This window comes from Bacteroides sp. D2 (assembly GCF_025147085.1).
In the GTDB taxonomy this organism is placed as follows: Bacteria; Bacteroidota; Bacteroidia; order Bacteroidales; family Bacteroidaceae; genus Bacteroides.
This window is the reverse complement of record NZ_CP102261.1, coordinates 778,781-800,866: the sequence shown is the minus strand read 5'-3', so window position 1 is coordinate 800,866 and position 22,086 is coordinate 778,781. Positions and strand designations below refer to the sequence as shown.

Genomic DNA, 22,086 nt, shown 5'->3' with positions numbered 1-22,086 from the left:
TGTCTTCGTTTGGGGATGAGTGCTGGATTTGGTATATAATGTATTAATAAATTTGTAAAATATGATGTTGAAAAGAAAAACATTTTTTTGTTTCATTGTCTCTCGCTTTGTGTATGACATTAGTTATTCATAGTTGTAGCTCGAATGAATATGATTTTGTTGATGATGATGCCCTAGCAACAGAGAGTCTTGGAAACTTAGGTTATAGAACTACCCTTGTAGATTCAGTCGCTACGTCTAACGATTTTTTGGATTTTGTAGAAAGTTGTAATCTATTTTCTGATAAAATGGATGAATACATATCTGCGCTAAGTCAAAAAGAAAAAGAAGAATTAATTAGTAATGCGAATAATGATGACTTTGTGTTGAAGTTTATAGATTGTATTGATATTGAAAAAGAAGTTTTAGCCATATCATTGGCAAAGAGAAGACTATTGGATAATACTTCTTTTTTGCGATTAAATGAGTCAGAGAAATCGCAGCTTTTTGATGGCTGTTTTGTGACAAGAGGGCATATGCTTATGAAGACGCGAGGTGGTGAAGGAGTAACTCAACAGGAATGTGAAAAAGCTAAGAAGAAAGCATACGATAGTGCTTATGACGCTTTCATACGGAGATTATTACTTTGTGATGATTTGCCGGACAGGGAAAAATATGCATGTCAAGTAGCAACAAAACTGAATTATGAAGCAGAGAAGTCGCAAGCAGATACTGAATATAAAAGATGTATGGAGAAAGTAAAGAAATGAAATAATTTGTTCAAATAACTGTTTGATGACTATAATAACTCATGTATCAATGTTACAATTTAGATATAAAATGACGTTTTTTAGGGTTCTATATGCCCGATAAATGCCTATATGACAGGGATAGGAGTGTAACGCCCCCTTGAATAGCATTTGTTATACTCGTATTTTTGTATAAAAATAATATTATGAAAGCAATGACAAAGCTGATTCCTATTATTTGCCTTTCTGTTATTATAGGCGGCTCTCTTTTTTATTCTTGTTCACAAGAGAAGAAAGAGGAGACTGCTATTGTACTTCCGTTGGATGCAGCTTTGTCACAGGCTAGAGAAAATCGTGTTGAACTTGAGAAAGTATTACATCGTTATCAATCCAATCCATCGGATAGCTTGAAATATAGGGCAGCTCGTTTCCTGATAGAGAATATGCCATCTTATACCTATTATAAAGGTAAGCTGTTGGACCAATATCTCACTTTCTTTACTCTCTTGCAAGAAGCGCGGAGTAAAAAGATATATCCACAAGCAATGATAGATTCTATCAGAAGGATGTATGGACCATTTTCTTTAGATTCTTTGCAATATTATGAAGATATTACTACGGTGGATTCTGCTTATTTGTGTAGTAATATCGATTGGGCAATCAAAGTTTGGCAAGAACAGCCTTGGGGGAAGAATGTATCTTTTGCTGATTTTTGTGAGTATATTCTTCCTTATCGTATTGGTGATGAAACATTAAGCTATTGGCGTGAGGATATTTATCGAAAGTATAATCCTTTACTTGATTCGTTGCGTGCTTCCATGGTTCTTGATATAGAAGATCCTCTTGTTGCAGCCCGTTGTTTGTGCGATTCTCTTCGTAAACGTAGCCGATTTTTTACAACTACGGTTCCGCAAGGACTTCCTCATGTAGGACCGGAGATTGCTCAAAGCGTTTCGGGCAGTTGTCGTGAACTTTCTGATTATGTCGTTTATGTTTGTCGTGCGTTGGGAATTCCTTGTGCCATAGATTTTATGCCTCTTCATGGAGGTGGGAATGATGGACATCAGTGGGTGTCATTCGCAGATAAGTATGGTACGCTTTATTTTCAGGAATTCCCCGATAAGATAAAAGAAGTCCGTAAGGATAAGATGTGTGAAGCCTCTAAAATAAAGGTTTATCGGAATACGTTCAGTCTTAATCGTGCTATGCAGGCAGAAATGCAACGCTTGGATACGGCTGTTGTTCCTTTCTTCCGAGATCCGCACATCGTTGATGTGACAACCGATTACGCAAAGACATACAAAAAGAAACTGGAGATTCCTGTGTCTATGCTTTATTCGGGAAAGCCCCATTCGCGTATCGCTTATCTATGTGGGAGTAGCCGCATGGATTGGGAGCCTGTGGCATGGGCGGAGTTTGATGGTAAACGTCTTGCTTTCAGCGATGTCCAGATAGAACCCGTCATGCGGATAGCAACTTACGAACGGGGAAGACTTCGTTACTGGACTGATCCTTTTGAAATAACTGTTTCCGGTGAGTTTCATGTTTTTACTCCGTCAGATAGTGTTCAGGATGTAACGCTGTTTGCTAAATATCCTTTGTGGCAAGATGAGAAGTATCAGAAACGTATGATAGGAGGTGTTTTTGAAGGAAGTAATGATCCGGATTTTCGTCAGAAAGAGGTGCTTTTCCTGATAGAAAAGCAACCCGAACGGTTACGGACAATGGCGTATTCCCGCTCCTTGACACCTTATCGGTATGTCCGCTATATAGGACCGGAAAAGGGGCATTGTAATGTGGCGGAAATAGAGTTTTATGAAGCGGGTGGACTGTTGCCATTAAGCGGTAGAATTATTGGTACTCCCGGTTGCTATCAACAGGATGGCTCGCACGAATATACAAATGCGTTCGACGATAATACTGAAACGTCTTTTGATTATACGGAACCCTATGGCGGCTGGACAGGGTTAGACCTAGGCACGCCAAAGGTAATAGATAAGATAATTTATACGCCTGCCAACCGGGATAATTATGTTCGTTCGTTGGATGAATATGAGTTGTCTTATTGTACAAAGAGAGGGTGGAGGACGTTAGGACAGCAAACGGCGATGTTGGACTCACTGGTTTACAAGAGGGTTCCTAAAGGAGCATTGCTGTTGTTGCAGAATCATACACGAGGGAATCAGGAACGGATTTTTGTGTATGAGGATAGAAAGCAGGTGTGGAAGTAGTAAGTTGCTTTGCATATTTATTAATTTTAAAAGTACATTATTATGAGAGAACGATTGGTTAAGAGAAATGTAAAACATAAAAGATTGAGGCCGATTTATATGAAGAATTTTATTCAATGGTTTATTGGTGTATTCGTATTAATGGCATTTTTCATTGGCTGTCAAGCAACAAATGATAAAACAGGGAAAATTACTATTTCAGCGGAAGAAAAGAAGCTTAATCTACAGGCACCAAATGGAGAATACCTTGCAGGTGGTGATCTTGTTCGGTTGAAAGAAATGTTAGCTCCGTGTATTGGTACGATAGAGAAGGATAGTGTGGTCTACGATTTTGAAATCTTGAGTATTCAATATGATTCTTTGCATTATGGTTTCATTGCAGATATTGAATTTGTAACGAAAAGTGGTTATCACAATCATCTCATTATGGAGCATGATGGGAAAGAGGAATAGTTGAGTAATACGGATGATTAAGATGTAGGATATTATGATAGTTCCAATAATAAGATTGGTGCTTACTTTGTTTTACAGAATGATTATGAGAAGAGATTGTATATTAGCATTATTCTGTGAAAATGAAGATAAAAAGAAAAGTCCTGATTGTTACATCTCAAAAACTTCAGTAAGAATATTGTTACTGTAGAATCATGTACGAAGAAGGCAGAAACGAACTTTGGTGCATGAAGAAAAGTAAATTTGGGAATAGGCATGAATATAGTGTATGTGATTGGTGATATTACTTTTAATATAATAACTTAAATATAAAAATATGAAGATGAAAAGAAGAAGTTGCTCTCTTGGATTTAAAGTGGCGTTTATGATAATATTTATCATGTATTTTATGCAAAGTTGCAGTTCGGACACTGTAATCTCTGACGATTTATTCTGCATGACTGTTATGACTAAGTCTAACGATTTTATAGAACCTGAACTTACGCATACGGATAGTATATTGGTTGACTCTATAACAAAGTTGGATGAGTTTAAATCATATGCTACGGCTACCCGGCAATTGATAAAAAAAATTCAGCCTTTAATGGAATCAGATTTATGGGATAAAGAACCTTTGGGTGGGCATCAGAATAGGAAAGATTCAATAAATGCTCTTGTTTTGAAAATAAGTAAACATAAAGACGTACAAAACGATTGGAATAGCTATGTGGAAAGTTACAAGTCGTTCATTAAATTAATGGAGAACGCACAACTTTCTAGTGCTATTAAAACAATATTAGTTATGAAAGTGATTACATCTTCGGATGATTAGTAGATAATATTTTGTTGCAGATTGAATAAAACTGGTAGAATAATTTTAATTTATAAATAATATGGACATGAGAAAAAAGAGAACTAATTTGTGTTTTTTTACTTTAATTGTTGCGGCTTTTTCCGTTTTGTTAGTTCATGGTTGTAGCTTTTCTGAATATGATTTGGTAGAAGATTCTTCTGGTATGGTTTTAGAAGAGGCAAACTCTACGCGGGCTTTATCAGAACAAAATTGTAGAAATGATCTTGTTATTTCAATTTCCGAGTCTGAAGAATATTTAGATTATCTAATGAGTCTGCATATGTTTTTTGATAAATTTGATAGCTATTACTCATCTTTAAATGACAAAGAAAAAATACAGTTAGAAGAAAATTTGAATAATGATGATTATATTGAAGATATTATTGATGAAAGTTGTATTAGGAATGAATTGGAACAAATGATAAACGCCCAAAATCAGTTGAAAAATACAGCTTATTTTCATTTGAATAAGTTAGAAAGAAGTATGCTTATCTCATTAGACTGCACGTATATATATAAAACTGTACTTCTAAAAACAAGGGGAGAGGGGGACGATGCTAGGAAATGTGCAGAAATAAGAGATAAGGCTATACAAGCCGCCTCTGATTTAGCAATAGAAGAGAAAGAGGCTTGTGATGATGCTTATGAGTCAGGAACTACTGCACATGCATATTGCTATTTTAAAGCTGCTAAAAAATTTTCAAAAGCTAAAGAAGAAGCCAAAGAAGAATATGAAAGTTGCATAGGAAAGTAATGGAGAAACCTATCTTCAGAAAGAATTGATGAAAAGTACGTCTCCTTTACTGAAGGATATGTATAAAGCATATGTTACTACCGGAAGTTTACATATTACGATTGTGTATGGAAAATTACGTTCCAATCAACATGGTTGTTTGGATGCTTTTGAAACAGATCAAGATGTGCAATTTCTTATTACTTGGATTTTTTTGGCAATATTTGTGCTATTACGTGAATGTTGACTTCATGACGGGAAAGGATAAGATGGAATTGTATCTGGAATTATTGCATTGATAAATGGGTCCTTTACTGGCAAATATGTTGAGGTGGATAAAAACAAGATAACTTAAATTGTAAACTTATATTAAAAAAAAGGGGATGAGAAGAATCGCAGCATATACTATCATACTTTTGATGTCGTGTCTATGCTCTCTGTCGGCTTGCACTTCGTCTGAGCAGAAAGAGAATTTTACGTCTTTGGAATCGGAAATGATTGCGTTTTTCCAAGCGACGTTGGAGAAGAACTATGGTGACAAAGATGCTGTTTGCCAGTTTGCAAGAGCATTGAAACGCTATCATTTCAACTATTTGCTGGCGGTGGATAGAGGCAAATTACGACGAATCAATGAGAAACTGTATGGAGAGGGAATTCTCAAGTGGAGAATATCCCCTTGCCATTGAAGAAGCGGGGAGACGGCTTTACGTATTGGCAAAGGGAATTGCAACAAGCGGTTCATCCTGCGTTGAAAGCAATAGCAAAGGTTGAAGATGAGACTGACGGGACTCCGCCTTCGTCCGTACTATTTGGGATGATTGCTACTAATACGGAGAATATTTGTGAAGGTTTTAAAGATGATCGGGAGGTACAAATGTTTCTAGCACTTTATTTTTGGAAGTATTTATGCCATTCTGCAAATATAGATTTTTATACAGGGATGGATAAAACGAAGTTATACATAGATATGATAAGATAAAAAGTATAAATTTAATCTCATCAATAGATTGGTGATAAATCATTTTTTGTGATATGAACAGACTGAAAATTTATTTGGCAATAGTCTTGGCATTGATATTCATGTCAAGTTGTAGTTCTTCTGCTAAGTTAGCGTTAGCAAAGAATCATGATGAAATGAAGAGTGATCCAAGAATATGGGATTATCTTAACGTCAGTGAGAGAGAACGTGCATTGGTTGATTCTATTGTAGCATTGGATGAATATGCTGTATTTCTTGATTCATACAAAAAGTATCGGACAAAAAAGAATGCTATGCGTGAGGGCGAAGATGTGGAATAAACGAAAGAGTCTGCAGAATATGTGGCAGCGTGTTCTAAAATATTCAGGATTATTGATAAGTTGAAATTAAGTAAAGATGCATCTATCGCTGTGTTTGAGAATTTATATAGAGTTGCTAATAATAAATTGAATCAATAAAGAATATGATCTGGGAAGATAAAACGCCAACTAAAAAGATGCTGTCGACCAAGAATAACATTTATATAGGGCTGTGTATCTTATATATATTGTTATCAATGATAAACAGGAAATATCCAATAGGAGATATAACACTGCATATCGCTTATCTTTCAACTTGGTTTTTCCTTTTATTGTGGGAAGTAGTAGATGTACTTATAAATAGAAAGAAAGATTTTGGTTGCATAGTTATAATTTCGATGGTGCTGGTTGCGTCTATTGCAAATATGTTGAGGTAAGAACTCGAACGAATGAAGCAAACCTCTAGCATTCATCAACAACGGAAAAATTATGATAGGATATGAAGTAGCTATTAATGATCAGTCACCTGTAGTTATCACGTCACCTGACGTGGCAGTCGTCATGGTGCATAGCAATTGCTCTTTCGGTGATAGTATTTATGTAGGAGGCTTGGATACTTCGAGAAGAATAGTTTGGGTAGATGAAAAACTGAAAATGGGAGATAGAGTTCGAATAAAGGTTGTTGAAGTGTCAGTGGTATCTCCTACTGTGAAGATGACCTATGATCGGGAAGAATTGAAGGCAAAATACGAACGACTCAAAGCCGAGCTTGAGGCAAAGGGACTTATATAGAATATTGATATGAAAGGACTTTTAGTAAAAAGCAAAGATAAAATTAGTAAGGCTGGCATTCCTCAAAATGGAGTTGGTCTTGTTGGTAATATTACTTGGCATAGTGGTGCGTCTTGGAGCGTTGGTGGTTTGCGGGTGTCTGATGAGATGCATTTGGTATGGGACGGAGGAATGTTGGAAGTCGGGGATGTAATAGAAGTGGAAGTAGTAGAATTTGATGAGGCTTCGGCGACTGTTTGGGAAGAAAAACATTGCTGTCCGACGCGAACGGCATCGAACGACATAGATAATTCGAAGGAATGGGAGCATAAGCTGGATCTCTACTATCGGTTGAAAAAGGTATTGGAGGATGAGAACTTGATTTAATACTAGGATAGAAATGATAAGACTCTTTCATATTTTGTTTGCCGCAGCATGTATAGGCAGTATGTTTGTATATTCCCACCAATTTACAGACGCATATATTGTGCCTAAATGGTGCTGCGTTTTGTTTGTGCTATTATGGATGCTGGTGTGTGCTGCAATTCTGGCATTGCAGCGTAAATCCATATTAGTGGATATGGCGATATGGGGGAGTATCATTGTTTTCAGTTGTTGGTTGCAGGCTGTTTATGGAATATTGCAATACGTAGGTTTATTTTCTTCTCATGCAACCTTCCATGTGACTGGTAGTTTTGATAATCCGGCAGGATTTGCAGCTTGTCTTTGTGCCGGGTTGCCTTTTGTCGTTTTTTTGATAATACATAGAAATAAGTATATTCGATATGCCGGATGGCTGGCAGGGGGAGTGATGATGTTGGCAATATTTTTATCTCATTCGCGATCTGGTATGGTAAGTGTCATTGCGGTATGTGTCATGTATTTGTGTGGAAGATTTGTTCATGGGAGATTGTGGAGGAGATATTTACTATCGGTATCTATGATAGGATTGTTAATAATCGGTTCTTATTGGTTGAAAAAAGATTCGGCAGATGGCAGAATGTTGATTTGGCGGTGTGGCTTGGAAATGGTGAAAGACGCTCCTTGGACGGGACATGGCATCGGGAGTTTCGAGGCTAAATATATGGACTATCAGGCGGACTACTTCAAAGAATATGATTCGCAAAGTCGCTATGCAATGTTAGCGGATAATGTAAAGCAGCCTTTTAATGAATACTTGGGAGTTCTGATTAATTTCGGTATTGTTGGATTGGCTTTGCTTTTGGGTATTGTGGGGGCACTTGTGTATTGTTATGAGCAAAATCCTACGCAGGAAAAGAGAATTGCTCTTTATGTTTTGTTATCAATAGGTATATTCTCTTTCTTTTCCTATCCGTTTATGTATCCTTTTACGTGGATGGTGACGTTTCTTGCCGTTATCATGTTGACTGCTGATTATTTGAAGCGGATAAAGATAGGTACATGGGGCAGGAATATAATGTATACGGCAACGATGATGTGTTTCTTCTGGGGACTGGTTCGACTGGGCGAACGTACGCAGTCGGAACGCAGTTGGCAGGAGGCTTCGGAGTTAGCTCTTTGCCATTTGTATGATGAGGCTCTTCCGTACTATGTGAGCCTGAAACACCGGTTCAAAGATAATCCTTATTTCCTGTATAATTATGCTGCTGTTTTTACGGAAGCCAAAGAATATGAGAAGGCTTTAGAGATAGCGTTGGAGTGCCGTAAGTATTGGGCGGATTATGATTTGGAATTGATGATAGGAGAGAATTATCAGGAACAAAAAGATTTGATTTCAGCAGAAAAATATTACAAGAATGCATCAATGATGTGTCCGTCGAGATTTACTCCGCTTTATCAACTATTTAAACTTTATAAGCAGCTTGGTGAAAACATACGCGCCTATGAAACGGCTGAAATGATTATAAATAAACCGGTAAAGATAAATTCCATGACAATACGTATGATGAAACGAGAGATGGAAAAAGAAATATTACAAAGGAAAGGATGATTTGGTCACTAAAAAATGAAATAATGAAGAAACTATTGATTGCTTTACTAATATTGCTTTTGGCAGCCTGTTCGAAAAGTGTTCCCTACTCTGACGAAACCATTAAAAATGACCTGCGTGTACCTGCTTATCCGCTACTGATGCTCCACCCGCATCTGCGTTTATGGTCGACAACAGATCAACTGACGGAGAAGAATATGATTTTTACTAATGGGAAAAATCTTCCTTTTGTCGGTTTCCTGCGGGTGGACGGTACGATATATCGCTTTATGGGTGGTCGTGATCTGCCTATGCAAGCCATTGCACCAATGGCATACGATTATGAAAGCTGGGAAGGAAAGTTTACTTCTCTTAGACCGGATGAAGGCTGGGAGCAACCGGATTTTAATGATCAATATTGGCAGGTAAGTGAAGGTGCATTTGGTACACGCGACAGGCGTGAAACGAGAACGCCGTGGCTTTCTACTGATATATGGGTGCGGAGGGAAATCGTGGATATTGATCCATATTTGCTTGAGAACAAGAAAATTTATTTGCGTTATTCGTATGATGACATACTTCAATTGTATATTAACGGAAAGCTGGTCGTTAGTGCGGATCGCGCAGCGGCAAATTTAAAAGTTGAGTTGCCAGATTCTATCTTGAATACAATGAAAGAAGGGAAAGCCCTTATTGCTGCTCATTGTGAGAATAAAAAAGGTAGTGCATTGATCGATTTTGGTCTATTTGCAGAGGAATCGGGAATATTGGTAGAAGGTATAGCTCCTGTTGCAAAAGAGAAGGAATGGATAGGAAAATATACAACAGAACAACCTGAAGAGGGTTGGGAAATAGCTGCTTTCAATGATAGCACATGGGCACAAGGAAGCGCTGCTTTTGGCACGGAAGGCGGACCGGGTGTTGGTACTCCCTGGAATACCAATAGGTTATGGATTAGGAGGGAAGTCTCATTCGATCCTTCCTTAGTGAGAAACAGACAACTTTTTATGCGTTATTCGTATAATGACGGTATGCAACTGCTTATTAATGGAAAGGAGCTTGTTCGTACAGGAACGAAGGCACGTAACGACGTGAAAGTGCAGATTCCGGATTCTATCTTGGAAACAATGAAAGATGGAAAAGCCTTGTTTGCGGCCCGTTGCGTGAATTGGGGAGGTACTTCGTTTGCAGATTTCGGATTGTATGGTGAGCTGAAGGAAGCCGGGCAAAAAACAGTGGATGTGCAGGCTACCCAAACACATTATATTTTTGATTGTGGAGATGTGGAATTGAAACTGACATTTACGGCTCCTTATTTATTGGATGATTTGGAACTGTTAAGTCGCCCGGTCAATTATATTTCTTATCAGGCTAAGGCCTTGGACGGTAAGGAGCATGATGTCGCTATTTATTTTGAAATGGATCCTCATAAAGCCTTTCGTGCCGGGCAGTCTACGGAGATGTATGAAAAAGACGGTTGGGTGATGATGAAGACCGGTCGGGAGAATCAGAAGTTATGGGTAGATAAGCTGAAAGATGCTCCGGCCTGGGGGTATTTCTATTTAGGGGCGAAAGAGAATGCTACTTATGCACAAGGGGACGCGGCAGAGATGCGGGCATACTTTATGAAAGAAGGTGATTTGAAAGAAATGCGTCGGTCGAATGAAAAACGTTATGCGGCTATAGCACAGAAACTGGAAATGAATAGTGAGTTTCCCCAACATCTGATTGTGGCTTTCGATGGATTGTATACAATGGCTTATTTCGGTGAGGACCTACGACCTTACTGGAATAAGGATGGAGAAAAAACGATAGAAGGGTTATATGAAGATGCGGAAAAAGTATATAAAGAAACAATGGCAAAGTGTTATGCTTTTGACAGGCAATTGATGGAAAATGCTTGCCGTGCCGGTGGTAAAGAGTACGCGGAACTATGTGCTTCGGCATATCGTCAGGCGGTTGCGTCTTTCCAGATGTCTAAGAATTCAAGTGATGAGTTGCTCTATTTTACTACATTGGTGGGTTCACTGGATATTTATTATGCTGCTTCGCCGCTATTTCTTTGTTATAATCCCGATCTGCTGAAAGCAATGTTGAATCCTTTCTTTTATTATAGTGAGAGTGGTAAATGGAATAAGCCTTTCCCGGCTCATGATTTGGGCGGTTATCCGTTTGTAAACGGACAAGCGAAAGGGGGAGATTTACCGGTTGAACATGCCGGAAATATGCTGATTATGGTGGCTGCTATAGCTAAAGCGGAAAGAGATGCATCTTACGCAAAGGCTCATTGGGAGGCTCTCTCCAAATGGGCGGGTTATTTGATGGAGAACGGGGTTGATACCGGTAAACAGATTGATACTGACAGCTTTGCCGGCCGCTATTCTCATAATGCTAATTTGTCTGCCAAAGGAATTTTAGGTATTGCATCGTATGCTCTTTTGGCAAAAATGCTAGATAAACAGGAAGATGCTGAAAAATATTTGGCAGCAGCAAAAAGAATGGCCGAAGAATGGGAGAAGCAGGCTTCTGACGGGGAACATTATCGTTTGGCTTTTGACCAGACGGATAGCTGGGGGCAAAAATATAACTTGATTTGGGATAAACTTCTTGACCTTCATATTTTTCCAAATAGAGTCGTAGAATTGGAGACTGCTTTCTATAGGACTAAATTGAATACTTACGGTTGTCCGTTGCATAGTAAAACAGATTATGCGAAAGCTGATTGGACTGTATGGACAGCTGCATTGCAGAATGACCGACTCATGTTTCGTGAGTTTATTCTTCCGCTTTACAATTATATGAATGAAAACAAATGGCGTGTACCAATGGCAGACACTTATAATGTTGTGAATCAGAAAACAAGAGTAACATCATGGGGTAGACCGGTATTAGGTGCTTATTTCATAAAATTATTAGAGGCGGTTATTGAATGATGTTGATTTAATGTGTATCTGTGCAAAAAAATATGCCTTATTATACATATTATAAAGGAAAGTTGTTGGATCAATATCTCACTTATTATAATTTGCTTCTGCAATTTAAGGGGAAAAAGATTAAACCTAAAATATTGGCTGATTGGGAAAAAGATATATATCAGAAATATAATCCTTTGCTTGATTCTTTGTGTGCTTCGGATGTGCTTGATAAAGAAGAACCGATTGTAGCTATTGAGAAATTACTCTAGCGGAATATAAGAACGGATTTTTACATATGTAGATCAAATTCAAATTTGGAAATAATACTAATATATAACAGTTAATTAGATTTGTAAAATGAAGAAGACTATTGCTTTGATTTTTGTATCTTTATTTTTTCTATCTAGTTGTATAAATGATACAACAGATAAAAAAGCTAGCTTGCCAACCGAAAAATCCGTTATAGAAAATAGGGAAGCTTACTTGGAAATTGTAAATAGGAAATATGATTTTGGAAGAATAAGTAAAAAAGAACATTCATATTTAGATGTTGAATTTGAGTTGAGGAATACGGGGGAAATTCCTTTAATAATATCAAAAGTTGACGTGTCTTGTGGGTGCTTGTCTGTCAATTACTCGAAAGAACCAATAAATCCTGGTAAGATAAGAAAACTGGTAGTGCATATTGATACTAAAAATCAATATGGTATGTTTAATAAGGTCATTTTTATAAATTCCAATGCGGAGAATAACCTAGAGCTTATAAGGATAACAGGCGAGGTGGAAAAGTAAATGACATTTAAGGTGTGTGGGTTAACTATATTGATGCCAATGTGAAGTTGAATAACAAATTAATTGTTAAAGAGTAAATAAAGTAATATTTGTTAGAACCATTTGATGATATAATAAATAAACAAAAGTGAATATGAATCCTCCATGAATTAAGATAATTGCTAGAAACAGTGGATATTGGCTACCACTATGATATTGAAGTTACATTATTGGTTGGAACATCCTAGGGTGAATATAAACTAATTTTATAGCTAAGTGCCAGATTGCACAAATAGGACGTGTACCAAGTATAATGTTAATAGAGTGTCACTTAACATTTATTATAAGATAAATGTTTATTAGAAAAAATATTGTATAACGCTTCTTTTTGTAAGAAGCATAATAATTATTTATATATGAAAAATATATATTTTATATTAATAGCACTATCGTATTTTACAGTTTCGTGCTCTAATATTGACGATGAGTTGCGTTATAGCTGTAATGAAAAAATTGATAGTTGGGTGAAGGAGAACTTTACTGATATTCAGAAAATGGGTTATACCGAAATTCTAGAATATGATATGGGTACCCAAAAAGCAATTTATAATGCGATGTCGTTAGAACAAAGATATAATCTTTGGATAACTAAATTGAATAATGTTCTAAAATTGGAATGGAATGAGAAAGAAGAAGAACATCTGAATAATTTGTTGAAATTTGTTGAGGATAATAAGATGCTTTTTGATAATAAAAAGAACGATGATATAAATGACGAGTTTGAGTTGTTCATGTACCAATGGAAAGAATATGCAAGAAATGAATTGGGCTGGGATCAAACGAGTCTTTATAGTATTTACTGCACTTTAATGACTCCTACTAAGAAATTAGAAAATGATACTGTTCGACTCTTTGTAGAAGAAGATTTACTATCTAGTAATATTCCACAAACAAGGTCTAGTACAGAATTAATAAAAAAGCATGATACAAGTGAGGTTTGCTATTGTTCAACTAGCTCTGATTATTGTGGTAATAATAATTCGTCATCACCAGCAGGAAGTTATACATATTATTGCTCTAGTGGTTGTAGATCTACAGGTAAACCAAAAGGTTGTGGTATATTATGGCAATATGAGTGTGATGGCGGTTGTGATATGTATTATACACCTGTTGGTAATTAGAATATACTTCAATTAAATTAATTATCATTAAATGGTTCTACAGATGATAAGCTTAAGCTTTAATGACTAGATTTTGTTTTTATCTTAAATTGTGTCTGCTATAATGAAATATGTGTACGTCTTTTTTGCATCAGTTGTTCTATCTGTTATTAATTGTTTTCTAGGATCTGGATATATATATATAGGTTCCCTATATGGATTTAAATTATCAATATTGAGTGCCTTAATCTTATATTTAGTTTTTACTTTTATTGTTCTTAAAAAAAGTAAGCAATCTAATGCCTCCTGGTTATTACTTGTAATTTTACTTGGATGTTTAATATTGGATCTGCCTGTGCATATATTAGATTTTAAGAACACGCTTATGTCGTTGCTTGATTTGCCGTGTCGTTGGTTAGCAATTATTGTGGCTTATTTTTGTTACCGTTGGCAAAATTATATGATGCGGTTATTCTCTTTGGTAATTCTTTATTTGATATTTGCTTTTTGGTTAACATTTGAAGGCTTTGACTTATGGGTGCATAAATTAAACTTTGGAACATTTACTGGGAAAGTAATTGAAGATGTGGCTGAAAATGATATAATGTTTACGAATGAATTAGGGGAAAAGCAGAGTATAAATCAATTGCACGGTGAGTATATCGTTTTAGATTTTTGGTTTACTGGATGTAGAATATGTTTCGATACAATGCCCAATTTTCAAAAGTTATACAATTTGTCAAATAGTAATAAGGTCGGATTATTTTCTGTTTGTTGCTATAATGAAAAACAAGGGGAGGATTATTTAACAGGCCGTAAGGTACTTTCTGAAAGAGGATATGATTTTCCTGTGCTTTCAATAAATATCAAAGATTCTTTATTGCAAAATTTAGGTGTGAGTGCTATGCCAATGGTTTTAATCTTTAATTCAGAACGAAAACTGATTTTTAGAGGTTCTCTCGAATATGCAGAAGATTTTATGAAAGATTTTAAATGTAAGATTTGATATGAAGCATATCCTCAACAGGAACATTAAAGATATACTCTATACGGTAATCCTGAGTGTTTTTATTGTATGTGTTATGTTTATTACCTTAGATATATTTCAAGACTCTGTAATATTAACTAAGTGGTATGCTTTTTTGATTGGTTCCTCCGTGTTTGGTATTTTAATGCTATGTTCAAGAACTGTTTTTTGTATATTTAGTGATAAAATTACACTGTGCTTGTTGATTTTTTTGTCATATCTACTTATACGGAATATCAATTTATATTTAGGTATTAATTCACTTTATTCTCCACTAGCGTTCTTTGTTTTATTTTTATGTTTCCGTAACTTGTCAACGAAACTGAATAATAGAATAGTTATCGTTATAGTAGTATTATGCTTTTCTCAATCTATATATGGCATACTTCAGTATTGTGAGGTTTTTAATAATTATAGCAGATTTAAGGTTGTGGGAAGCTATGATAATCCTAGTGGATTTGCAGCTTGTCTTTCAGCTAGCTTTCCTTATTGTTTTTCTTTCTTTAATACAAAGAAGCCAATACTTTTGTTTACGGGAGTTATAATCTCTATTTTAATAATAATAGCAATAATTCTATCCGGTTCTAGGTCTGGTATACTTTCAATAATTATAGTATCCATGCTTTATTGTGGATATAAGCGTTTTTTTTGTTGCAGCAAATTGATAAAGCAAGTTTGGCTGTGTAGTGGTATGTTTGTTCTAATAGCTATTGGAATAATCTTGTTTGTAATAAAAAAAGATTCCGCAGTTGGTCGCATACTTATTTGGAGTAATACTCTTGAATTAATAAATGATAGACCGTTGTTGGGATATGGCCCTTGCGGTTTTACTGCCAATTATATGAGTGCACAAGCAGTATATTTTGAAAACAATAGTGAAAGCATTTATTCTCAATTGGCAGATAATATTATAATGCCATTTAATGACTACTTATTTATTGCTGTAAAATATGGTATTATAGGGTTGTTGATGTGTTTGGTTGTTGCGTATTTTGTGTTTAAAGAAAGTGACAAATTAGAATTAGGCCATTTTTGCATAATTTCAATAGGAGTATTCGCTTGTTTTTCATATCCGTTAAGATATCCTTATGTGCTTTTTTTATTGGCCTACTCAATTGCTATATCTTCAAAGAAAATCGGTATGCACAACTTAAATATAATGGTAAAAACGTTATTAACAGGTATTCTTATCATTGGAATGTATATGCTCTGCTTGGATATCCGTTTTGAAAGTAAATGGAATATCCTTGTTGAGATGTCTGTATTAGGAAAGACACGGACTTTAATTCCAGAGTATAATAAATTATATAAAATCTGGAATTATAATCCTTCATTTTTGTATAACTATGCAGCAGTTTTGAATAAAGCATCTGATTTCCGTACAAGTAACGCTGTTATAAAAGAATGTATAAAATATGTAAATGATTATGATATTCAAATACTATTAGCTAATAACTATTATAATCTAAACGATTTGAGTTTGGCGGAAAAGTATTATATGAATGCAAGTAATATGTGTCCAAATAGATTTATTCCCTTGTATGGATTATTTCTTGTCAACCAAAAAAGAGGAGATCAGAAAAAATGTTATGAATTAGCTAGCTTAATATTAAATAAACCTATTAAAACAATGTCAAGTACGATAAAAAATATAAAGAGAGAGGTTTATGTATTTAACAAATCTAAGAAAGCTATTAATAGATTAGACGAACGTAATGAAGAAAATTAGTTTTTTTTTGATACTCTCAAAGATCGTGCTAGGTCTTACATTCCTTTTTTCAGGATTTGTAAAGTCTGTAGATGTTTATGGGACAACATTTAAAATTGTCGATTATTTTCATGCATTTCATTTAGATATTTTCCAACCATTATCAAAACTATTGGCTTTTGGTATTGTCGGTTTTGAGTTTTTGTTAGGTATCTTAATTATAATAGGTATTTATGCTAAAGTTGTATCAAAATTAGTAATATCAATAGTCTTTTTTATGATGTTGCTCACTTTGTATATAGCTTTATTCAACAATGTTGAAGATTGTGGATGTTTTGGAGATGTATTAATTCTCTCAAATTGGGCTACATTTTTTAAAAATATAGTATTGTTGATATTTGCATTCATATTTGTGATTTACCACCGTCTGGTGATTCCATTATTTTCAATAAAAATAAGAAAGTACGTTTTAAGGTATAGTTTTATATATATTAGCGGGATTCTTTTATATAGCTATATATGAACCATTATTTGATTTTCGTCCTTATCATGTTGGCGCAAAGCTTATGCCTTTTGACTCAATAAATAAGAAAAACAAAGATCAAGTATCTTTGATTTATAGAAAGGATGGTGAGGAAAAAGTTTTCACTCCAGAAACAGCTCCTTGGCAAAATGGTGAGTGGACATATGTTGAAACCCGTATCAATTCTTTAAACATAGAAAATACGAAATCAATTGCAGACTTTTCAATTCAAAATATTAAATTTGACAAAGAAAATAAACCAACAATAATTGATATAACTGATAAGGTTTTATTGGATTCTGAATACTCTTTCTTTTTGCTGATACCTGATTTATCAATATTGTCAGACATTCAGTATGATACAATAAATAAAATTGCATTGTATGCAGGGAACAATAAATGCAATGTTTACTGTCTGACAGCTTCTACTAGAAATGAGGTATTACAATTTAAAGAGAATTTAAATCCAGAAATAATGATATGCTTAGCTGACAATAGATTAATTAATACTATTGTGCGTACATCCCCAGGATTAATGATTATGAAAAAAGGGCTTATAGTAGCTAAATGGTCTAGATGGTCTTTCCCTTTTGATTTGCATTTGGGCTGTAATATGAATGAACTAATAACTTCATCCCCATCATCAGTGAGAATTGGTCCTATTATATTAGCTGTATTGTTACTGCTTCTGCCTATGATGGTTTTTAAAATTAAGGATAAAAGAATAAATAATCGATTTATGAAATGAAAAGAAATATTGTTTACTTGCTGGCTTTGCTTTTTGTAGCCTGCACAAGCGTGAAGTAGTCGGACGAAACCATCAAAAATGATCTTCGCGCGCCCGCTACCCCATTGCTCACATTACATCCGCACGTGACATTATGGTCCGCCGCCGACAAACTCAACGAAAAGAATATATCTTTCGCTAGTGGTAAAGAACTCCCCTTTATTGGTTTCTTGCGAGTAGATGGGGGGATATCGTTTTATGGGTAGTGAGAAACTTTTTATGCAGGCTATTGCTCGTCCGGTTAATTATATCTCTTATCAGACCAAAGCTCTTGACGGCAAAGGACATGATGTGGCTATTTATTTTGAGATGGATTCGCATAAGGCATTTTGTGCCGGGCAGTCTACGCAAATGTATGAAAAGAATGGATTGGTACTGATGAAAACGGGCCGAGAGAATCAGAAGTTATGGGTCAACAAGGGGAAGAAGTATCCGGCATGGGGAAGATCGGAACGGGTGCCTATTTCATAAAATTATTAGAGGCGGTTTTGGATGAAAAAGGTAATAATATCGTTTCAAAAGATGAAATGAATTGTTCAAGATAATCTTGATAGAGTAGGCACCTGAAAGTTATAATTAAAGATGAATAGGGGATATTTCGTTTGTTCGTACTTTATGGAGGGCGTGAATAGCAACCTTATTGATTGTAATATACTATTGAATGATGTTGGTTTAATGTGTATCTTTGTAAGAAATGCGGGACAAAACATGGAATCAATATAAATCCTATAAATAAAATTAGATAATTATGAAAAACATTTTCCTTCCCAAAGTAATGATGTGTATAATTGCGCTGTTTACTTTAATTTTACCTGCTTCTGCACAAAATACAAATGCGACAAATGAGTACAAAGAAACATTGAAAAAGATTATGGACTTTTCTGGTACTTCGACCACTACGGATGACTTTTTCCAGAAATTATCTTCTATAATGAAATTAAATGTGCCGAAAGAAAATGAGGCTTATTGGAATGAGTTTGCTAAAAAATGGAAACAGAAGATGGAAAAAAAGATATTTGAAATGTATATGCCTATTTATGAGAAGCATTTAACATTGGAAGAATTGAAAGCTGTTGCTGCATTTTATGAATCTCCTGTAGGTGAAAAATATAAAGAGGCTTCGTTGATTGTTATGCGTGAGGCAATGCCGTTGTTAGTGCAGCAACTCCAGACAGAGATGTTCAAAGAAGTAATGCCGGAGAGAAGTGAACGAGTAAAAAGAGATGAACAACGGCTGAAGGAATATGAGCAAAAGAAGAAGCGTGATAAAGAGTTATATGCACAAGCTTATATGCTTCCTAGTGATAGTATAGTTGTAGTTCCTGAAGAAGTGTATGAGAAAGCGTATGAGAATGGGAGGTCTACAAGTCCTTCTTTATATTCGATTGAAAGGAGAAAGAATGATACTAAAGTGACATTCATACAACCTATTTATTGGGATTGGCAATGGTTGTATTATAGTCCGGGATTTAAGATTGTTGATAAGAAAAGTGGCGATGAATATAATGTGCGAGGATATGATGGTGGAGCTCCGATGGGTAGGCTGTTGGCTGTCAAAGGATTTAATCATAAATATATTTATATCAGTCTTTTATTCCCGAAACTGAAGAAGAGTGTGAAAGAAATAGATATTCTTGAGTTGCCGCATGAAAAGGATAAAGAACAGTTGCCTTCTAATGACGATGGAAGGTCTAAATCATATTTTGATATAAAAGTGAAAGATTATCAGGCCGTTTCCGATAAGAAAGATAAGAAGATCTATTATTAGTTTAAATGATGATCGGAATTTGAAATGATAATAGTAGGTATATGAACATGAGCGTTTACTGTTTTTGATATAAATTTATTCTATATGAGAAATCGAATTATGATTCTATGCACGTTTTGTGCTATTGCTATATTTTCTTCGGCCCAAGAGAAATACTCAATCAAAGGTATTGCTAATGAGGAATTGAATAATCAATTGTTGTATTTATGCTTGATGGGAGAGGGAGATGGAAAGAATGCTAAAGAAGTTGTTTTGGACAGCACAACAGTGGAAAAAGGAAAGTTCTCTTTTTCCGGTGTATATCAGATGCCGGATATTGCAATTATCAAGGATATGGATGGAGAAACCTATCCGTTGATTCTTGAAAAAGGAAAAATATCTGTGAATACTGCTACGAACGAGAGAGGGGGAACACCCTTAAATGATTCATTGAATATAGCTTTAAATCGTATGCAGCTTATAATGGATAATATGCTAAAAACATCAGATAGTATTTATAAGTTAATGACCGGAATGAAATCTGAAGAATTTGCTGATAAGATGGTGAATGATACTGCATTTAGAGCAAGATATGATAAGATAGAGAAGAAATTTCTTGCACAAATGGATTCTGTATCACATTGTATAAGGGATTATAAGAATAGTATAGTGGGTATATACCTTTTCTCCATTGGAGGTATGATGATGCCTTTTGAGGATATGGAGATTTTGATGAAAGAAGCTTCGCCTATATTTTCACAAAATAATTTGGTGAGAAACATTGTGGAAAAGAAGAATCAGGCACAGTTGCGTATGAAGGCGGAAGTTGAAAAGAGAATAACTCCGGAGCAGCGTGAAGAATAAAAGAAGCGGAAGGAGATGGACGCTAAGATAAAGATTGGGGAACATTTCCCGGATGCTAAAGTGAAAGACAATACTGGTAACATGAAGCTCTTGTCTGATTATGTAGGTAAGGGAAAATATGTCTTGATTGACTTCTGGGCTTCATGGTGCGGACCTTGTAGGCATGAAATGCCTAATGTGAAAGCTGCCTATGAAAAATATGTTTCTAAGGGATTTGAGGTGATTAGCATATCTACAGATCGGAAACTGAAACTTTGGAGGGCTGCTATTGAAGAACTTGGAATGAACTGGACACAATTATTAGATGTGGATGCTGGTGACGTATATGGCATTTATGCTATACCCAGAACTTTTCTTGTAGATCCTACAGGCATAGTTATAGACAAGAATTTGAGGGGGGAAAAGCTGGAAGAAGCTTTATCGAAATTGTTTGAATAATCGTTGTTTTGTTTTTATTGTATTGGTGAATTGATAGTTGAAAGTTATTAGTATGATAACAACTATCAATTCACCAATGACTTTTATTGAATAAGAAGTCCATCCAATAATTCCAGATATAGCCCGATAGCTTCTTCTATCTCTTTCAGCATAATATATTCCTCTGCCGTGTGTGAACGGGACGAGCGTCCCGGACCTATTTTCACCGATGGAAAGGACATTAATGCCTGATCGGACAAGGTTGGAGAACCGAAAGGCACACGTCCCAGCTTCACAGCTTTTTGAACAAACGGATGTTTCTCGTCGATTCGTGAAGAGTTGAGGCGGAATGAACGGGCTTGTGCTTCGCAGGAAATATGTTTCTTGATTTCCGCAAACAGTTCTTCATTTGAGTAAAGTTCGTTGCTTCGAACATCGACAACGAACGTACATTTGTCAGGAACGACATTGTGTTGTGTGCCGGCATTGATGACAGTGACACTCATCTTCACAGGTCCCAATAACGGTGATTCTTTCTCGAAACGATAATCATGGAACCAGGCAATGTCGTCCAATACCTTGTAAATAGCATTGTCTCCTTCGTTGCGTGCGGCGTGTCCCGCCTTACCTGTGGCAGTAACATCCAATACCATTAATCCCTTTTCGGCAATGGCAGGTTGCATCTCCGTCGGTTCGCCCACTATGGCAAATGAAACAGGAGGAAGTCCCGGCAATACGCTCTCAATTCCGTCTTTTCCAGAAACTTCTTCTTCACAGGAAGCAAGATAAATCAGATTGTATTTTTGTGAAGTACGACATAGTTGCAGGAACACCTGTAATAGGGAAACAACACTGGCGCCGGCGTCGTTACTTCCTAGCCCATATAACTTACCATTCTCTTCACGTGGAGTGAACGGATCTTTCCGCCAACCATTAACTGGTTTCACTGTGTCTATGTGTGAGTTAAGTAAAATAGTAGGCTTCTTCAAATCAAACATAGGGCTAAAGCACCACACATTATTTCCTTTACGTCCGGTCTGCATACCTGCCATTTCAATATAATTTTGCAGGAAATCCGCAGCCTGGGTTTCTTCCCGGCTGATTGAAGGGATACTAATCAGCGATTTAAGTAGGCTTACAGCCTCTGTCGACATATACGGAATATCATATTTCATAGTGCAAATCTTTTA

23 protein-coding genes and 1 pseudogene are annotated in these 22,086 nt (G+C 35.8%); 23 read left to right on the top strand and 1 reads right to left on the bottom strand.

The window, feature by feature from the left end; genetic code table 11:
• The first annotated feature begins 113 nt into the window (after nucleotides 1-113).
• The 23 genes and pseudogenes from NQ505_RS02850 to NQ505_RS26225 all read left to right on the top strand — a co-directional run bounded on the left by NQ505_RS02850 (nucleotide 114) and on the right by NQ505_RS26225 (nucleotide 20,917).
• A complete protein-coding gene (locus NQ505_RS02850; protein WP_032853259.1) occupies nucleotides 114-749 on the top strand; it encodes a hypothetical protein in 636 nt (211 codons plus the stop codon).
• Nucleotides 750-934: 185 nt separating this feature from the next.
• Nucleotides 935-2,959, top strand: coding sequence for a transglutaminase domain-containing protein (locus NQ505_RS02845; protein ID WP_008998064.1), 2,025 nt, complete (start codon nucleotides 935-937; stop codon nucleotides 2,957-2,959).
• A gap of 42 nt (nucleotides 2,960-3,001) precedes the next feature.
• Nucleotides 3,002-3,412 carry a hypothetical protein gene (locus tag NQ505_RS02840; protein WP_008998063.1) on the top strand — a complete coding sequence of 137 codons (411 nt, stop codon included), beginning with the start codon at nucleotides 3,002-3,004 and terminating at the stop codon, nucleotides 3,410-3,412.
• A gap of 322 nt (nucleotides 3,413-3,734) precedes the next feature.
• Nucleotides 3,735-4,223, top strand: coding sequence for a hypothetical protein (locus NQ505_RS02835; protein WP_008998062.1), 489 nt, complete (start codon nucleotides 3,735-3,737; stop codon nucleotides 4,221-4,223).
• A 67-nt stretch (nucleotides 4,224-4,290) separates the two neighbouring features.
• Nucleotides 4,291-4,998 (top strand): hypothetical protein, encoded by a 708-nt coding sequence (locus tag NQ505_RS02830; protein WP_198286879.1) that lies wholly within the window; start codon nucleotides 4,291-4,293, stop codon nucleotides 4,996-4,998.
• A 362-nt stretch (nucleotides 4,999-5,360) separates the two neighbouring features.
• Nucleotides 5,361-5,663, top strand: a complete 303-nt coding sequence (locus NQ505_RS02825) for a hypothetical protein (RefSeq protein WP_008998059.1) — start codon at nucleotides 5,361-5,363, stop codon at nucleotides 5,661-5,663.
• Nucleotides 5,639-5,956 carry a hypothetical protein gene (locus NQ505_RS02820; protein ID WP_032853253.1) on the top strand — a complete coding sequence of 106 codons (318 nt, stop codon included), beginning with the start codon at nucleotides 5,639-5,641 and terminating at the stop codon, nucleotides 5,954-5,956. Before NQ505_RS02825 ends, NQ505_RS02820 begins: the two co-directional genes overlap by 25 nt.
• Before the next feature lie 53 nt (nucleotides 5,957-6,009).
• Nucleotides 6,010-6,276, top strand: coding sequence for a hypothetical protein (locus tag NQ505_RS02815; protein WP_008998058.1), 267 nt, complete (start codon nucleotides 6,010-6,012; stop codon nucleotides 6,274-6,276).
• 528 nt (nucleotides 6,277-6,804) lie between these two features.
• On the top strand, nucleotides 6,805-7,047 hold the full coding sequence (locus tag NQ505_RS02810; protein ID WP_259827287.1) for a hypothetical protein: 243 nt from the start codon (nucleotides 6,805-6,807) through the stop codon (nucleotides 7,045-7,047).
• Between the two features lie 9 nt (nucleotides 7,048-7,056).
• Nucleotides 7,057-7,413 (top strand): hypothetical protein, encoded by a 357-nt coding sequence (locus tag NQ505_RS02805; RefSeq protein WP_008998055.1) that lies wholly within the window; start codon nucleotides 7,057-7,059, stop codon nucleotides 7,411-7,413.
• 13 nt (nucleotides 7,414-7,426) lie between these two features.
• On the top strand, nucleotides 7,427-8,998 hold the full coding sequence (locus NQ505_RS02800) for an O-antigen ligase family protein (RefSeq protein WP_008998054.1): 1,572 nt from the start codon (nucleotides 7,427-7,429) through the stop codon (nucleotides 8,996-8,998).
• Nucleotides 8,999-9,021: 23 nt separating this feature from the next.
• Nucleotides 9,022-11,910, top strand: coding sequence for a glutaminase family protein (locus tag NQ505_RS02795; protein ID WP_008998053.1), 2,889 nt, complete (start codon nucleotides 9,022-9,024; stop codon nucleotides 11,908-11,910).
• Between the two features lie 32 nt (nucleotides 11,911-11,942).
• The gene (locus tag NQ505_RS02790) at nucleotides 11,943-12,161 is read left to right on the top strand and encodes a hypothetical protein (RefSeq protein WP_008998052.1); all 219 of its coding nucleotides are present in this window, start codon (nucleotides 11,943-11,945) and stop codon (nucleotides 12,159-12,161) included.
• A gap of 88 nt (nucleotides 12,162-12,249) precedes the next feature.
• Nucleotides 12,250-12,684, top strand: a complete 435-nt coding sequence (locus NQ505_RS02785) for a DUF1573 domain-containing protein (protein ID WP_008998051.1) — start codon at nucleotides 12,250-12,252, stop codon at nucleotides 12,682-12,684.
• Between the two features lie 395 nt (nucleotides 12,685-13,079).
• The gene (locus NQ505_RS02780) at nucleotides 13,080-13,844 is read left to right on the top strand and encodes a bacteriocin fulvocin C-related protein (protein ID WP_008998050.1); all 765 of its coding nucleotides are present in this window, start codon (nucleotides 13,080-13,082) and stop codon (nucleotides 13,842-13,844) included.
• 214 nt (nucleotides 13,845-14,058) lie between these two features.
• Nucleotides 14,059-14,829, top strand: a complete 771-nt coding sequence (locus NQ505_RS02775) for a TlpA family protein disulfide reductase (protein WP_157179061.1) — start codon at nucleotides 14,059-14,061, stop codon at nucleotides 14,827-14,829.
• Nucleotides 14,830-15,280: 451 nt separating this feature from the next.
• Complete coding sequence (locus tag NQ505_RS02770) at nucleotides 15,281-16,579, top strand: O-antigen ligase family protein (protein ID WP_157179060.1); 1,299 nt, start codon at nucleotides 15,281-15,283, stop codon at nucleotides 16,577-16,579.
• Nucleotides 16,566-17,081 carry a MauE/DoxX family redox-associated membrane protein gene (locus NQ505_RS02765; protein ID WP_032853246.1) on the top strand — a complete coding sequence of 172 codons (516 nt, stop codon included), beginning with the start codon at nucleotides 16,566-16,568 and terminating at the stop codon, nucleotides 17,079-17,081. Before NQ505_RS02770 ends, NQ505_RS02765 begins: the two co-directional genes overlap by 14 nt.
• 43 nt (nucleotides 17,082-17,124) lie before the next feature.
• Entirely contained in the window at nucleotides 17,125-17,829 is a 705-nt protein-coding gene (locus NQ505_RS02760) for a hypothetical protein (protein ID WP_032853245.1), read from the top strand.
• A 71-nt stretch (nucleotides 17,830-17,900) separates the two neighbouring features.
• Nucleotides 17,901-18,074, top strand: coding sequence for a DUF4964 domain-containing protein (locus NQ505_RS02755; protein ID WP_083852299.1), 174 nt, complete (start codon nucleotides 17,901-17,903; stop codon nucleotides 18,072-18,074).
• Nucleotides 18,067-18,339 (top strand): DUF5127 domain-containing protein, encoded by a 273-nt coding sequence (locus NQ505_RS02750; protein WP_157179058.1) that lies wholly within the window; start codon nucleotides 18,067-18,069, stop codon nucleotides 18,337-18,339. Before NQ505_RS02755 ends, NQ505_RS02750 begins: the two co-directional genes overlap by 8 nt.
• Nucleotides 18,340-18,616: 277 nt before the next feature.
• Nucleotides 18,617-19,636 (top strand): DUF2059 domain-containing protein, encoded by a 1,020-nt coding sequence (locus NQ505_RS02745; protein WP_008998046.1) that lies wholly within the window; start codon nucleotides 18,617-18,619, stop codon nucleotides 19,634-19,636.
• Between the two features lie 99 nt (nucleotides 19,637-19,735).
• A pseudogene (locus NQ505_RS26225) lies at nucleotides 19,736-20,917 on the top strand (redoxin domain-containing protein).
• Between the two features lie 83 nt (nucleotides 20,918-21,000).
• Here NQ505_RS26225 and NQ505_RS02730 read toward each other — a convergent pair.
• On the bottom strand, nucleotides 21,001-22,071 hold the full coding sequence (locus NQ505_RS02730) for a M20 family metallo-hydrolase (protein ID WP_008998045.1): 1,071 nt from the start codon (nucleotides 22,069-22,071) through the stop codon (nucleotides 21,001-21,003).
• Nucleotides 22,072-22,086 lie beyond the last annotated feature (15 nt).